Consider the following 14,759-nt stretch of genomic DNA (forward strand, 5'->3'; position numbering starts at 1 on the left):
GACCACGGAGAAACTCAGCGCCGGTCGTACACGCTCGCGTCGTCGAGCATGGCGGCGCCCAGCATGGACTCCGGCACTCCCAGCCCTTCGACCAGGGTGAGTGCGTCCGGGCGGAGCCGGTCGACCAGTTCGTTCACTCCGCGCCGCACCGCCTTGGCCCGTTCGACCGAGATGAACCTGTGCATGATGAACCAGGCCGAGTTGTCCTCGAGCAGCGAGTACACATACAGATCGCAGACGGTTTCGGCGAGAGCCCGCGCCTGTTCGTCCTCGATATCGGCGATACCTTCGATGAAGGCCTCGAGCACCAGCCGATCGATATGGGCGGACCCGGCGGCGAGGATATGGTCCTGCGCGTTGTTGAACGCCTCGAACGGCCCGGTCTCCTCCGCGCGGGCGCGGAGCCGGTGCGCGGCGGTGCGGGTCAGATAGTCCTCGCGGTCGGCGAACAGCTGCAGCTGGGTGGCACGTTTGCCCAGGTCGCCTTCGTCGACGGTCTCACCGCTTCGGTCGCGCAGGGTCTGGATCAGTTGCCGCACGCCCGAACGTTTACGCACTACATCTCCGGCCATGGTCGCGGCGAACCGAACCCAGCCGAGCGCGTCGAGGTCGCGGACCTCGTCGGCATAGGCGGTGAGGATCTCCTTGGCGACCAGCTGGGTGAGCACCACGTTGTCGCCTTCGAAGGTGGTGAACACATCGGTATCGGCCTTCAGCGTGACCAGGCGGTTCTCCGTGAGATATCCGGCACCGCCACACGCCTCGCGGCATTCCTGGATGGCGGTGGTCGCGTGCCGGGTCTGCGCCACCTTCAGGCCCGCCGCCCGCTTCTCCAGGGCCCGCTGCGCGTGCGGATCGAGATCCTGCCCGGTCTGCACCAGATGCATCCGGCGGACCAGGTCGTTCTGCGCGAAGGCCAGCGCGTAGGAGCGGGCCAGCAACGGCAGTAGCCGGCGCTGATGCATCCGGTAGTCCAGGAGCAGGGTTTCCCCGCCGTCGTCCGGATTACCGAACTGGCGGCGTTTCAGCGCGTATCGCACCGCGATACTCAACGCGACCCGGGCACCGGCGGCCGCGGCACCGCCGACACTCACCCGGCCGCGGACCAGAGTGCCCAGGGTGGTGAAGAAACGCCGGCTGGGATTGTCGATATCGGAACTGTAGGTGCCGTCCCGCGCGACATCGGCATAGCGATTGAGCAGATTCTCCCGCGGCACCCGCACCCGGTCGAAAACGATCCGGCCGTTGTCCACCCCCGGCAGGCCACCTTTGCGGCCGTCGTCGTAAGTGGTGACACCGGGCAGATCGTTACCGTCCTCGTCGCGGATCGGCACCAGCAGGCAGTGCACACCGTGCTCGCCCGACGGGGTGCGCAGCTGGGCGAAGACCGCCGCCATCCGCGCGTGTTCGGCGGCACCCCCGATGTAGTCCTTGCGTGCCGACGGGGTGGGTGTGTGGACCACGAACTCCTCGGTGGCCGGATCGTAGGTGGCGGTGGTCTCCAGGTTCGCCACATCGCTGCCGTGCCCGGATTCGGTCATCGCGAAACAACCGAGCAGATCCAGCGAGATCAGGCGACGGATGTAGTCGCTGTGCCGTTCGGTGCCCAGGTTCTCCACCGCGCCGCCGAACAGACCCCACTGCACGCCGGATTTCACCCAGAGCGACAGGTCCGCGTAGGCCAGCATCTCCAAACCCACGACGGCCGCACCGGGTTCGCCGGTGCCGCCGTGCTCCCGCCGGAAACCGCGTTCGGCCAAACCGAGTTTCGCGATCTCCCGCATCTGGTCCAGCACCCGGGCGCGCGCCGCGGGGAGATCCAGGCCGGGATCGCCGGCGAACCGCCCGTCCGCGAGCTGGGTACGCGCCTCCTCCCGGACCTCACCCCACGGCCCGTCCAGTGCCTGCCGTAAATACTGTGCCGTCGCAGTGCTCCCGGTGCTCATACCTCCGACCCTAATCGGCGTATCGAAGTGAAGCCTTCCGACAGACCGCGTGTAGCCCCCGTGTCAGAGATATGCGTGAGGACGCCTCGGCGCTGTCGTCCGGCGGACATGGACGGCGAGTACCGGAGTGCCGGAGGTCCGCGCGAGAACCTTCGATGCGCGCTACGTAACACTCGCGCCCTGGGGACCGACGCCATCGAGAGAAGCGCGTTCAACCTGCGCAAACGGATCCTTTTCTCCATTCGAAACATCGAATAAACCAGTACGTAACGAACGTCACATTCATTCGGCCCGGTTTTCGGTGGAAAAGCGGTGCCTCCGGCCACTACCTTCGCGGCTATGGCTGCGCAAGGATTCTCGGAAGGAGCGACTTCCACACCACAGATCTCTCCGGACTCGTCGGGTTATTCCGCTTCTCGGAGTACTCCCTTGCGCTTGCCCGGAATCACCGGCGCCATCAAGAAATTGGTCGCCGACCGTCCCGCCACCGCCGATACGATCGTCTCTGCCCCTGCCCCGCTGCAGCCGATCGATCTCGCCGATGACGCCGCGGTCGCCGAGGTGCTGGATCTGGCTGTGCGGATGGGCGAGGTCGTGCTGGCGTCGGGTACCGCGGTTACCGACACCCAGACCACAGTGCGTTTCATCGCCGCCACCTACGGTCTGTCGGCGTGCGATGTCGAGGTCACCTACAACTCCATCCGCATCTACGTGCACCGCGGCAGCCAACTGCCACCGGCCAGCTCGATGCGGGTGGTGCAGTACCGCTCGCTGGACTTCACCCGGCTCGCCGCGGTCGATCGGCTGACCCGGCGGATCCGCCGCGAGGTCGTCCCGCCGCAGGAAGCGCGCGCCGCGCTGGATGCCATCACCTCGGCACCGCACCCGTACAAGCGCTGGACGGCCACCTTCGGCTGGTCGCTGATGGCCGCGGCGATCTCCCTGCTGCTCGGCGGCGGCGTACTCGTCGTCGCGCTCAGCTTCGTCACCACCGCGGTGATCGACCGCACCAACAGGGCGCTCAACCGGTACGGTCTGCCGTTCTTCTTCCAGCATCTGGTGGGTGGTGCGATCGCCGCCACCCCGGCGGTAGCGCTGGCGGCGTTCGCCGAACCGATGGGTATCTCAGTGAATCCCACACTGATCATCGCGGCCGGGATCACGGTGCTGCTCAGTGGACTGAGCCTCGTGGGCTCGGTACAGGACGCCATCACCGGGGCGCCGGTCACGGCGGCGGCACGCATGCTCGAGCTGCTGATGATGACCGGCGGGATCATCGCCGGTATCGCACTCACCCTGCGCATCGGCGAGATGTTCGACGCGACGGTGCCGCTGGATCTCGGTCCCGGGCACGCGCTGACGAATCTTCCCGTTCAGGTGCTGGCCGGCGCCGTGGCGGCGCTGGCGTTCTCGCTGGCCTGCTATGCGGAGAAGCGGGCGCTGGCCGCGGCCGCGACCAGCGGCGCCATGGGCGCCATCTGCTACCTGCTGGTCATGGCGACCGGATTCGGGCCGGTGATCGCCGCGGGCGCGGCGGCCATCGTGATCGGCCTGTTCGGTGGTCTGTTCGCCCGCCGCACGCTGACCCCGCCGCTGGTCATCGCGCTCGCGGGTATCACCCCGCTGTTGCCCGGTCTGAGCGTGTACCGCGGGCTGTACGGCATGCTCAACGACGAGATCACCCGCGGCGCCGACCAACTGCTGGCCGCGTTCGGTATCGGCTGCGCGCTGGCCGGTGGGGTGACCCTCGGCGAATGGTTCGACCGGACGGTGCGCCGTCCGCCGATCCTGCGCAAGTTCGGCGCGCTGCGGCGTCCGGTGGTCAAGCGCAAGCGCCTGCCCACGGTGAACCTGGCCAAACATCTGCAGTCGGTGAACCTGCGCAAGCGGCGGGCCGCGCCGCTGGGTCGCCGCCACAGTCCAGTGCTGGGCGCGGCGCCCGCCGCGGTCATGGCCTCGCCGGAGGTGCCGGTCGGGTTCCCCGCGGCCGGGCAGTTGCCACAGATCTCCGAGCCCGCCACGCGGGGCCGGGCGCCGATTCCCAGCGTCGATCGCGGGAGGTGGACCCGCGATCTGGATTCCGCGCCGCTGAGTTCGGCCGTATCCGTACGCCCGGGTCAGCCGGCCCAGGCGGTATCCGGGGTTTCCTCGCCCGAAACGCTGGAGATGCCGGTCCTCCCCGCGGATCTGCTGGCCTTGCCCACCGCACCTCTGGGACTGGCAGAGGACATCCTGCCCACCGCGGCGATGCCGCTCACTCCGCCTCTGGAGCCGGTCGGTGTCGGCGCGGGCGAACCGCGGCTGTTCCCGACCGAGCCGCAACCCGCCGCACTGCGTCCCGACGCCGACTGACGGACATCCCCACCGGCGGTATCCGCCCGGTATCGTCGGGTTGTCGGCCGTCGGCGGTGGCACGGTGAACACCGTGCCACCGCCGATCGAGTGATCGGGCGGTGAATCCACACCGCGTTCGCAGGAAGGTTCGTTCGATGCCGGAGACCACCGAGACCACCGATCCGGCCACCCCGTTCTCCGCGCGTATCCGGGAGGCCACCGCCCAGGAGCACGAGGCGGCGGAGAATTCGACCTTCATCAGCGAGATGCTCGACGGTTCACTCGGTATCGACTCCTACCGGCGTTATACCGGCCAGCTGTGGTTCATCTACCGGGCCCTGGAACGGCACAGTGCGGAGCTCGCCGCGGATCCGGTGGCGGGCCCGTTCATCAAACCGGAGCTCGCGCGCACCGCGGAACTGGAACGCGACCTGACACATCTGGCCGGCTCGGGCTGGCGTACGGAACTGGCCCCGCTCCCCGCGACCGCGGCCTACGCCGCGCGGATCGAAGAATGCGCCCGGACCTGGCCCGGTGGCTACATTGCCCATCACTACACGCGTTATCTGGGCGATCTGTCGGGTGGCCAGGTGATTCGAGGCCATGCCGAGAAGCTGTGGGACCTACCGCATCGTGGGGACGGCGTACGGTTCTACGTCTTCGACCGGATCGGCAATCCGGCGGCGTTCAAACGCGAATACCGCGCCTTGCTGGACCGGATCGGCGTGAACGAACTCGAACAGCGCCGCATCCTGGACGAGGGTAAGCGGGCCTTCGTCCTGAACCGGGCGCTGTTCACCGAACTCGCCGCGGAATTCCCGGCCCGGCGCCCGTCGTAGAACCCCGGCACCGCTCGGGCTGACAGGGCCCGATCAGGCGGGCCGTCTGATACATTCCCGCCGGTATACACCGTGAGCGAAGGGTGAACCGTGTCCGAAACCTCTCCTGGCGACCGGGTATCCGCCGACGACTATCCCGTGGTCGTTGTCGGCGCCGGACTGGCCGGTCTCGTCGCCACCTACGAACTGACCCGGGCCGGGCACCGCGTCCTCGTTGTCGATCAGGAGAATCGCAACAATATCGGCGGACAGGCATTCTGGTCGCTCGGCGGCCTGTTCTTCGTCGACAGCCCGGAACAGCGGCGGCTCGGTATCCACGACTCCTACGAACTCGCGCTGCAGGACTGGCTCGGGTCGGCCGGATTCGACCGCGACGACGAGGACCACTGGGCGCGGCAGTGGGCGGAGGCCTACGTCCGGTTCGCGGCCACCGAGAAGCGGGACTATCTGTACGACCTCGGGCTGCGGGTGACGCCGCTGGTCGGGTGGGCCGAACGCGGCGGGGCGCTGGCCGACGGGCACGGCAACTCGGTGCCGCGGTTCCATATCTCCTGGGGGACCGGCCCCGGTGTGCTGGAGATCTTCCTGAACCCGGTCCTCGAAGCCGAACGCAACGGCCTGGTCCGCTTCGCGTTCCGGCATCGGGTCGACGAACTGATCGTGCGCGACGGTACGGTCAACGGCGTCCGGGGCAGTGTGCTCGAACCGACCGAACTGCCACGAGGAGTGGCGACCTCACGCACCGTGGTGGACGATTTCGAGTTCCACGCGAAGGCCGTCCTGGTCACTTCCGGCGGTATCGGCCACAATCACGATCTCATCCGCCGGAACTGGCCGGTCGATCGCCTCGGTCCGGCGCCGCGCACCATGATCTCCGGTGTACCCGCCCATGTGGACGGCAGGATGCTCGGTATCGCCGAATCCGCCGGCGGTGCCCTGGTGAACCGGGACCGCATGTGGCATTACACCGAGGGAATCAACAACTGGGATCCGATCTGGCCCGATCACGCGATCCGCATCATTCCCGGCCCGTCGTCGCTGTGGTTCGACGCGACAGGCCGTCGGCTCCCGGCGCCCTGCTTCCCGGGTTTCGATACGAACACCACGATGAAAGCCATCCTGGCCACCGGCCATGACTATTCGTGGTTCGTACTGACCCAGGCGATCATCGAGAAGGAGTTCGCACTCTCGGGTTCGGAGCAGAATCCGGATATCACCAGCAAGGACCGGCTCTCCACCGTGCGCAGCAGGTTCACCAAGGGCGCACCCGCCCCGGTGGAAGCGTTCAAGGAGCACGGCGTCGATTTCGTGGTGGCCGATAGCCTGCGCGAGCTGGTGGACGGGATGAACGCGATCGCCCGGGGTCCGCGACTCGACCACGATGATCTGGAACGCCAGATCGTGGCGCGCGACCGGGAGATCGCCAACAAGTTCAGCAAGGACGCCCAGGTCACGGCGATTCACAATGCCCGCAATTTCTTCGGCGACAAAACCGCGCGCGTCGCGAAACCGCACCGGATCCTCGATCCGGCCGCGGGGCCGCTCATCGCGGTCCGGCTGAACATCCTGACCCGTAAAACGCTGGGCGGTCTGCAGACGGATCTGGATTCACAGGTGATCCGCCCCGATGGCTCTCCCCTGCCCGGGCTGTACGCCGCGGGTGAGGTCGCCGGATTCGGTGGTGGCGGTGTGCACGGCTACAACGCGCTGGAGGGCACCTTCCTCGGCGGGTGCATCTTCTCCGGCCGGGCGGCAGGCCGGGCGCTTGCCCGATTGCTCGGCACTGCCTGACCCGCGGTCACCGGCCGCCGGTCACTCGCGGGAGAGCAACCGTCCCGCCTCGGTGGCCAGCGCGGCCAGTTGCCGGGCCTGGCGGCCCGTATCGATGGCCGGGCGGCCAGCACCGATTCGAGTGGACAGCGATAGCGCGGCCACGGCGACACCACGCCGCCGTACGGGTACCGCGACACAGCCGATACCGGCCACCGCCTCCTCGTTGTCGACCGCCACTCCCTGCCGGTTCCGGATCCGCACCAGCTCGCGGTGCAATTCCAGCCGGTCCCCGATCGTGCGGGAGGTGAGGCGGGGAAGCTGTTCGCGCAGCGATGTTTCGACCACACCCGGATCCAGGCTGGCCAGCAGTGCCTTGCCGAGGGCGGTGCTGTGCGCGGGCAGCCGGCCGCCGATCCGGGTCGGGACGGTGGCGCTGTACCGGCCCCCGGTCTTGTCCAGATAGACCACGTCCCGGCCGTCGAGCACACCGAGATGCCCGACCGCGGCGATCCGCTGACACAATTCGTGCAGTAGCGGGCCGATCACTGCGCGCAGTTCGTTGTGCCCGGCGGCCAGCCCGCCCAGTTCCAGTGCCCGCAGCCCCAGGCGGTAGCCGCCGGGTGAATGCGCGAGCCAGCGCAGCCGGATCATCTGGTCCAGGATGCGGTGCACGGTGGAACGCGGCAGGCCGGTTCGTTCCACCAGGTCGTGCAATGTGAGAACCGGTGTGGCGGGTGCGAACGCGTCCAGTATCAGTGTCATCCGCTCGATCATCGATACCGGCGGAGCGGAGCGGACCGGCTGTTGCCTGCCCTGCCACGACCCGCCCGGTTCCGGGTCGGCCAGTACCTCGACCGTCAAGACTTACCTCCATCGTGCAGCCCGGCCAGCTTATGCGTAGCGAACGGGACGCTATCGACGATGCCCCGTTCCGGCCGTGTGCAAACCATCACAGCCGAGTTCAGCCCGGCATGAAGGGTGCGTTGAACACGCTGCACAGCCAGCGACCGTCGACGAGTTCCATCACCGTGGACACCGACAGTTCCTTGGTTGTCTCGGCCTCCCCCGGTTCGGCGTTGCGGGTGGTGAGCTGTACCTGCACGTCGGCGCGGGTTTCGTTCGCGCTCATGGTCGCCACGCAGGTGGCCGTATCGACCCGGGACCGCTCGGGGTCGGAGGAGATGAGCACCCGGGCCATCGGCAGGACCGTCGCGGCCTGGTTCTTCCACTGCCCGGTGGCACCGGCCTGCACTTTCTGCTCCCAGCCCGCCGGATCCGCGTAGTCGTAACTCCCCACCAGTGAGGAGTATTCGCACGCGGCCTGTTCGGCGGCGGCCTTCGCGTCCGCCGGTGGGGTCACCGGACCGACGCCGGGCCCGGCATCGGCGGGTCGCAAGATACCGGTGAACCAGACAACCGCTCCGACGACCGCGAGGACGGCCGCCACCGCCAGCGGTACGAGCACGAATCGGCGCCTGTTCCGGTCGCGTGGCGGGGCGACCGGTGGCGTCGGCAGTACGGCCGGCATGGTGACCGCGGTATCGGTGAGCGCCCGGCGAGCCGCCTGCGCGAGTTCACCGCAGTCGCCGAAACGCTCGTTCGGGTTCTTCGCCATCGCTTTGGCGATCACCCCGTCGAAACCGCGCGGCAAACGCGGATCGACCGCCGAGGGCAGCGGTACGGGAGCGTTGAGATGGGCGTTGATCAGCGCGCCCGTGGACGTGGCCGGATACGGCAGACGCCCGGTGAGCATGTAGTACAGCGTGCAGCCGAGGGAATACACATCGGCGCGGCGGTCGATATCCGGGCGCATCTCGAAGTATTCGGGCGCCGCGTAGTGGAAGCTGGCGTACAACTCGCCGGTACGGGTGAGGCCGTCGCTACGGTCGAGTGCTTTGGCGATACCGAAATCGGACAGATAAACCTGCTGTTGTTCTCCCCAGGCCAGCAGGATGTTCGCGGGTTTCACGTCCCGGTGCAGCACGCCGGCGGTATGCGCGTGGCCGAGGGCGCGGGCGGTCTCCTCGGTGATCCGCACCGCGTGGTCCGGCCGGATGGGCCCGCGAGCCAGCACCGCCGCGACATCGGTGCCCTCGACGTACTGCATCGCCATCCAGAGGCGGTTCTCTTCCTCACCGCGGGCGTATACGGCAACGATATTCGGATGGGAGAGCCGCGCCGCGGTATCGGCCTCGCGCAGGAACCGGGCCCGGATATCACGGTCGTCGCCGACCACCGGGTTCAGCAGTTTCAACGCGACCGGACGCGGGAGATCACGGTCGCGGGCCAGGTACACCTCCCCCATCCCACCGGCGCCGAGCAGACGCTCGATGCGGTAGCCGGCGAATACCCGCCCCGGTTCGAGCCCGCCGTTCACGCCGACCGCAGTCCCGGCCATCCGTAGGTATGGGGTCCCGGCGCGGGCCCGGCCCGGCCGGCCGGTTGATCCTCCACCACGGGACCCTTCTCCCCGCCTGCCTGCTGCCCGTGTTCGCGGCGGAAGGTCTCCATATCCATCCACCGCACCTGCTGGACGAGTTCTTCGAGCTGATCGCCGGGCAGGAAACCGGCCTTGGAATACACCAGCAGGCCCTCGCGGAACACCATGACCCACGGGTACCGGTCGACCTGACCGGCGGCGGCCAGCGCGGGTTCGGCCTCGGCCTCGACCGTCGCGTGCACGATATCGGGGTGGGTCTCCGCGGATGCCTCGTAGACCGGGGCGAACCGGGTGCACCATCCACACCAGGTCGCCCAGAAATCCACCAGCACAATGTGGTTGGTGGCCACGACCGTCTGGAAGTTCTGCTGGGTCAGTGGCATCGTCGGCATGTGTCGTCCTCCCGGCGGCCCGAGCCGACCGCCCCGCGTACAGATATCACCCCATCCGGAAATCCTCGCACGGACGGGCTTCGGCCGCCCGGTGAAAGGGTGCTACCGGGCAGCCGATAGTCCGGCAGCCTACGCGGCTCGAGCAGGGCGGGAGCGCCCGGTCGGCGGACGCGCGTGAGCGCCCCGGCCGGCAGCGATCCCCGGTCCGAACGATAACGTGTTCTCATGAGCGAAAACGAGGCCGGGAACGTACTCCCCAACGCGGAGCACCATGAGGGCGGATTCCGGCCGATGTCGGAGCTGATGGACCAGGTCCATGCGGTGGACACCAGTCGCGGCGGCCCCCACTACGGCGATTTCGTCGAACAGGTACGGACGCTCATGGACCGGGCCCGGCTGGCGGTGCCGCCCGATGATCTGGTGCAGGAAGCGGCCGGCATCCTCGAGAAGCTCAACGACCGGCTGGCCGTGCACGTGCACAACGAATGGGACGCACCCGGCTGGACCCGGTTCGATCTACCGTCCCGGGGGAATGTGACCCTGCCGCCCTACCGCGTGGACCGCGCCGAACCCGACGGGGTGGACGCACGGATCACCTACCGCACCTTCCACTTGGGCGGTAACGCGGCGGCGCACGGCGGGTACATCTCGCTGGGCTTCGACGATCTGATGGGTCTGGCGGGTTCGGTGTATTCCGGCTCGGTCACCCGGACGGCCTCGCTCACCGTCGATTACCGGGCTATCACACCGCTGAACAAGGAACTGAGACTGCGCGCCTGGGGCGAACGCCAGGAGGGCCGCAAGGTCTGGATCAAGGCCACCCTGCACGACGGCGACCGGCTCTGCGCCGAAGCTCACGGGCTGTTCATCGTCCTGAAACCCGGCCAGCCCTGAGGCCTCGACCGTGAATGCGCCTATGCCACCCTGCGGCGGGATTCCGTAACAGCGGCGGGCCCATGCAATAACCTGGGCTGAAGAGGCGCATCGCGCGGGGTGACCGGGGAGGTGTGGGACTGTGCAATCCAGGCGCGTGGTCGTCCTGGCTCGGGAGCAGCTCGAGAAAATCAGGCAACTCACCGGGTCGATCAGCTCGTTCACAGCTCGTGTACTCGAGGATACGAGCCACCGAACCAACAGTGCGCTCAATACCTTCGACAAGGTCGACCGCCCCTTCGAGGTGCGGATCAACGGTGAACCGCACGTGGCGATCGCACGCACCGTCGACCATCGCAAAACACCCGGCGAACTGCAGACCGAATCCCAGAAGTCCACCGGCCGCACCACGCCCGGTAGCCGGGAGGAGGCCGAGGCCATCAGTTTGGTCCGCGAGAATGCCGAATACGGTGATGTGCTGACCAATGTCCGGCTGAAAGACCCGCGGTGGCCGGCCGAGGACGGGTGGGTGAAGATGAGCATGACAGTGCACGACATCGAGATCCACTACGTGCGCAACCCGAATACGCGTGAGGTCGCGGACTTCAAATTCAAGGATCGAACGGAGCCGAACCGATGAGCGAGGAAAACGACCTGCCCGATTCTGCCCTTCCGGCGGGCACCCGCGTGAAGGTGATCCACGATCCCGAATGGGAAGGTCCGTGGCGCGACGAGTTCTTCGGGACCGTCGATTACACACCCGAGCCGCCGGCGCCGGTCACACTGTCCAGTGCCCGCCCCGGAGAACTGGTCTACTGGGTTCGATTCGACGAATCCCAGTACGACGCCGACGGCGACGGTCCCTATCGGACGGCACAGGTCTGGGACCGCTATCTGGTGGCGGAGCAGTAACCTCCGTTTCGGCCGCGGCCGGGTGGTGCGCGCAACCGCACCGGCACACCCGGATAGGCGTGCCGGTCCGTCCGCTCTCCGGCGCTCGGCTAATTACGGCTGCCGCCCGGATAGTGCTCGGCGAGATACGGTGCGAAAGCCTCGTCGACCTGTTCGGGCGTGAGACCGAAATCGGTCAGCGAGTACTTGTGCGCCGGGCGCGCCGCGCCCGATGTGGATTCGCTGTGCAGAGCTGCCATCTGCGTGCGTGCGGTATCGGTGAGTTCGAGACCGAACTGCGCGTAGATCCGCTCGGCGGTACCGATCGGGTCGGTGACGAAATCCTCGTAGTACACATCGCAGAACTGCGCGGCGGGGTATTTCGCGCGGTCCGCGAGGAATGTCCGCGCGCCCCGTGACCACAGTTCGAGCTGCGCCGACCCCACCACCGGCCCGCGGAACTTGTCCGACCAGCCCGCGGTCGCCTGTTCGTTCAGACTGCAGACCGAGGCCACGATGGTGCGCGGCTGCCGGTGCATCTGGATGACCAGTGCGTCGGGATAGACCGCGAGCAGGGCGTCGAGCGCGAACAGGTGGCTCGGATTCTTCAACACCCACCGCCGGTCGGGGTCGTTGAGTCCGATCAGCTGCAGATTCCGGCGATGGCGGGCGTACGCGGGCGTCCAGTCCTGGTCACGTAACCATTCGGAGTATCGCGGCAGATAGCCCAGGCATTCGTAGGAGATCGACATCGCCGACTGCCGCAGCAACTGCCAGCACTCCTCCACCTGGTCGGCGGAAATATGGTGCACGCCCATGAATTCCGGATTTTCGACATGGTGCTTCTCGTAGCCGGCCTGCAACTGCTGGAACACCGGATTCTGTTCCCAGGTCTCCCGCGGCGGGCGGGGCTGCGGCATCTCGGTCAGCCACATCTCCAGGCCCTGATGGCCCGGATCGGCGGTGAGCAGGCGGTGCACCGCCGTGGTGCCCGAACGCGGCAGGCCGGTGACGAAGATCGGGCGATCGATCGTGACCTCGGCGTGCTGCGGATACTGTTTCCACCCGGATTCGCTCAGCGCCCGCGCGATGAGCGCGCCGCGCAGGAACGCGCGATTGACCTTGTTGCCGAACGGGGTGAGTTCGGCGTCGTTGGCGTAGGAGTCGAGTAGTACCGACAGCCCGGCGCGGTAGTCGTCCGTGCCGAAATCGTCCAGGCCGATCACCTTGGTGGCGGAGGCGTGCAGATCGTCGATCGTTCCGACGTCTTCCCTGCCGATCATTTCTGTTCTCTCCCTCAGTGGTGGAATTCGCCGCAGTTCACATCGAGACAGGTCCCGGTGATCGCCCGGGACATCTCGGAGGCGAAGAAGACGACGGCGTCGGCGATTTCGTCGGGTTCGGGCAGCCGCCGCAGGTCGATATCGGCCGCGGTTTCGGTGTAGACCTCGGCGGCGGTGATCCCGCGCTCCTGGGCCAGGTAGTCGAAATACCATTTCAGGGTGTCGGCCCAGATCCAGCCCGGCGCCACCGAGTTCACCCGGATCCCCCGCGGACCCAGTTCGGTGGCCAGGCTCTGCGCCAGCGCGAGCAGCGTGGTCTTGGTCATCTTGTAGGGGCCGTACGGTTGCCGCGAATGCCGCAGCACCGCCGAGTTGATCATCACCACCGAACCGTTCTGCTCGGCGAGCGCGGGCGCGAACAGCCGGGTCAGGCGCAGCGCGGCGAAGACATTGGTTTCGAGGCTCGTGCGCAGATCGTCGAACGCCACATCGGTCAGGTCGGCCATCGGTGGCATGGCGAACGCGTTGTTCACCAGCGCGTCCACCCGGCCGAATTCCTCCTGTGTGGCACGCACCAGTTCCTGCGCCGCCGCGTCGTCGGTGATGTCGGTCGGCACCACCAAGGCCCGCCGGCCCAGTTCCTCGATTTCGGCGGCGACTTTGCGCAGCCGCTTCTCGGTGCGCGAGGCCAGCACCACATTCGCACCGGCTTTCGCGCTCTGTACCGCGATCGCCTGACCCAGTCCGGGCCCGATACCCGAGACGACGACGACTTTGTCCCGCAACAGCATCAGCCCAGCATCCTTTCCGCCACCGCGGCCTGGCGGCCGGCGATCCTGGCCTTCCAGTCCTCCGGGGTTATCCGCGACTCCTGGTAGTAGGGCAGCCGGTTCGGCAGATCGTCGAACGACACCAACTCCACCGTCGGCCCGTCCTCGGGTTTCATATCGCGCGACAGGCGTTGCCAGCGGAACTGCATATAGGCGCGCTCGTGGCCGGTCCGTTCGATCCAGTTGGCCAGGCCCGGGTCGCGTTCGCTGATCACCAGGCGGATCATGCCGTCCGGATCCACATTCGCCTGATCGGCATTGAGGCTGGTCTGATGGTTGATGTAGTCCAGCGAGAGGTACCACATACTGCCGAGCTGGAAGCCCTGGTAGGGGGCGTCGGATTTGGGCACGGTCAGGATCATGACCTGATCGCCGGTGAGTTCGTAGTGGCCGACCGAGGAGAACTGGGTGGACAGCCCGCCGGGCGTGCGGCGAGGTTCGGTCATGGTGTTCACCGGCAGGTTCAGGTAGAACCACTCGGGGAAGGCGAGGAAGGTCTTCAGCCGGGAGACCAGCATCTTGCCCGCGACCTCGTACCGTTTCGCCATCAGATCGGTGCTGATCGCGGGCGGCGCGTCACCGACGGTGTCGACCCGGCTGATACGGACGGTGCCGGCCTTCTCGTTCGCCCAGTCACCGTAGACCTCGCGCACCGCGAGCATGGTCGCGTCGGGGGCGAGCTGGATGTGGTTACGTCCGCCCGGGCCGGGGCCCAGGGTCAGCTGGTAGCTCCCGTCGGCGGCGATATCGATGGAGCGGTCGTCGAAGGCGGTTTCCCCGCCGGGCACCTCGCTCGGCGAATAGTTGCCGTTGAGGACCTGGAAACTCAGGTCACGGGTGGTGCCCCGGGTGCCGTCGACCACGTATTCCGCGTCGGGGCGCAGATTGGCGTGCCAATAGAGCGTATCCGGGTTGTCCAGGCCCATCTTGGTGTAGGGCCCGGTGGATGCCACGAAGAACGGGAAGTCCCGCTCGAAGGCCCATGACATCTGGATGGCGGCCCGGATACTGCCCGCCAGGTAGTCGTAGCCCTCGGCCAGATCCTGTTCGGTGCGGATATGGGGGGCGCCCTTGATGATTTCCTCGGCGGCGGCGATCGAGTCCGCGAACGGCTGGGTCAGCACGATACTCCCGGTGTTCCATATATGTACCGCCCTG

General features: G+C 67.4%; 13 protein-coding genes. 6 read left to right on the forward strand and 7 right to left on the reverse strand.

Features of this window, described 5'->3' with window-relative positions; translation table 11 throughout:
* Positions 1–14: 14 nt before the first annotated feature.
* Positions 15–1,946 carry an acyl-CoA dehydrogenase gene (locus tag ABZ827_RS06735; protein WP_357233520.1) on the reverse strand — a complete coding sequence of 644 codons (1,932 nt, stop codon included), beginning with the start codon at positions 1,944–1,946 and terminating at the stop codon, positions 15–17.
* A gap of 435 nt (positions 1,947–2,381) precedes the next feature.
* Between ABZ827_RS06735 and ABZ827_RS06740 the strand changes: the two genes are divergently transcribed.
* The 3 genes from ABZ827_RS06740 to ABZ827_RS06750 all read left to right on the forward strand — a co-directional run bounded on the left by ABZ827_RS06740 (position 2,382) and on the right by ABZ827_RS06750 (position 6,910).
* Positions 2,382–4,298 carry a threonine/serine exporter family protein gene (locus tag ABZ827_RS06740; RefSeq protein ID WP_357233522.1) on the forward strand — a complete coding sequence of 639 codons (1,917 nt, stop codon included), beginning with the start codon at positions 2,382–2,384 and terminating at the stop codon, positions 4,296–4,298.
* 137 nt (positions 4,299–4,435) lie between these two features.
* Positions 4,436–5,119: a biliverdin-producing heme oxygenase gene (locus tag ABZ827_RS06745; RefSeq protein ID WP_357233524.1), complete on the forward strand. Its 684-nt coding sequence runs from the start codon at positions 4,436–4,438 to the stop codon at positions 5,117–5,119.
* Positions 5,120–5,209: 90 nt separating this feature from the next.
* Positions 5,210–6,910 (forward strand): FAD-binding dehydrogenase, encoded by a 1,701-nt coding sequence (locus tag ABZ827_RS06750; RefSeq protein WP_357233526.1) that lies wholly within the window; start codon positions 5,210–5,212, stop codon positions 6,908–6,910.
* A 21-nt stretch (positions 6,911–6,931) separates the two neighbouring features.
* On the opposite strand, the gene ABZ827_RS06755 is transcribed toward ABZ827_RS06750, so the two are convergent.
* The 3 genes from ABZ827_RS06755 to ABZ827_RS06765 form a co-directional block, all read right to left on the reverse strand.
* Positions 6,932–7,753, reverse strand: a complete 822-nt coding sequence (locus ABZ827_RS06755) for an IclR family transcriptional regulator (RefSeq protein WP_357233528.1) — start codon at positions 7,751–7,753, stop codon at positions 6,932–6,934.
* A gap of 100 nt (positions 7,754–7,853) precedes the next feature.
* Positions 7,854–9,290, reverse strand: coding sequence for a serine/threonine-protein kinase (locus ABZ827_RS06760; protein WP_357233530.1), 1,437 nt, complete (start codon positions 9,288–9,290; stop codon positions 7,854–7,856).
* On the reverse strand, positions 9,266–9,724 hold the full coding sequence (locus tag ABZ827_RS06765; RefSeq protein WP_357233532.1) for a thioredoxin domain-containing protein: 459 nt from the start codon (positions 9,722–9,724) through the stop codon (positions 9,266–9,268). The genes ABZ827_RS06760 and ABZ827_RS06765 overlap by 25 nt, the downstream gene beginning before the upstream one ends.
* Before the next feature lie 225 nt (positions 9,725–9,949).
* Between ABZ827_RS06765 and ABZ827_RS06770 the strand changes: the two genes are divergently transcribed.
* The 3 genes from ABZ827_RS06770 to ABZ827_RS06780 all read left to right on the forward strand — a co-directional run bounded on the left by ABZ827_RS06770 (position 9,950) and on the right by ABZ827_RS06780 (position 11,509).
* Entirely contained in the window at positions 9,950–10,618 is a 669-nt protein-coding gene (locus ABZ827_RS06770; protein ID WP_357233533.1) for a PaaI family thioesterase, read from the forward strand.
* Positions 10,619–10,739: 121 nt separating this feature from the next.
* Positions 10,740–11,237, forward strand: coding sequence for a hypothetical protein (locus tag ABZ827_RS06775; protein ID WP_357233535.1), 498 nt, complete (start codon positions 10,740–10,742; stop codon positions 11,235–11,237).
* Entirely contained in the window at positions 11,234–11,509 is a 276-nt protein-coding gene (locus tag ABZ827_RS06780) for a hypothetical protein (RefSeq protein WP_357233537.1), read from the forward strand. The genes ABZ827_RS06775 and ABZ827_RS06780 overlap by 4 nt, the downstream gene beginning before the upstream one ends.
* Positions 11,510–11,598: 89 nt before the next feature.
* On the opposite strand, the gene ABZ827_RS06785 is transcribed toward ABZ827_RS06780, so the two are convergent.
* From ABZ827_RS06785 to ABZ827_RS06795, 3 genes are read right to left on the reverse strand one after another with little or no spacing between them, the layout of a single operon-like run.
* The gene (locus tag ABZ827_RS06785) at positions 11,599–12,771 is read right to left on the reverse strand and encodes a sulfotransferase (protein ID WP_357233539.1); all 1,173 of its coding nucleotides are present in this window, start codon (positions 12,769–12,771) and stop codon (positions 11,599–11,601) included.
* Between the two features lie 14 nt (positions 12,772–12,785).
* Complete coding sequence (locus ABZ827_RS06790; protein ID WP_357233541.1) at positions 12,786–13,562, reverse strand: SDR family oxidoreductase; 777 nt, start codon at positions 13,560–13,562, stop codon at positions 12,786–12,788.
* Positions 13,562–14,725 (reverse strand): hypothetical protein, encoded by a 1,164-nt coding sequence (locus ABZ827_RS06795; RefSeq protein ID WP_357233543.1) that lies wholly within the window; start codon positions 14,723–14,725, stop codon positions 13,562–13,564. The genes ABZ827_RS06790 and ABZ827_RS06795 overlap by 1 nt, the downstream gene beginning before the upstream one ends.
* Positions 14,726–14,759 lie beyond the last annotated feature (34 nt).

The sequence above is a fragment of the Nocardia sp. NPDC019395 genome (assembly GCF_040632335.1).
Lineage (GTDB): Bacteria > Actinomycetota > Actinomycetes > Mycobacteriales > Mycobacteriaceae > Nocardia.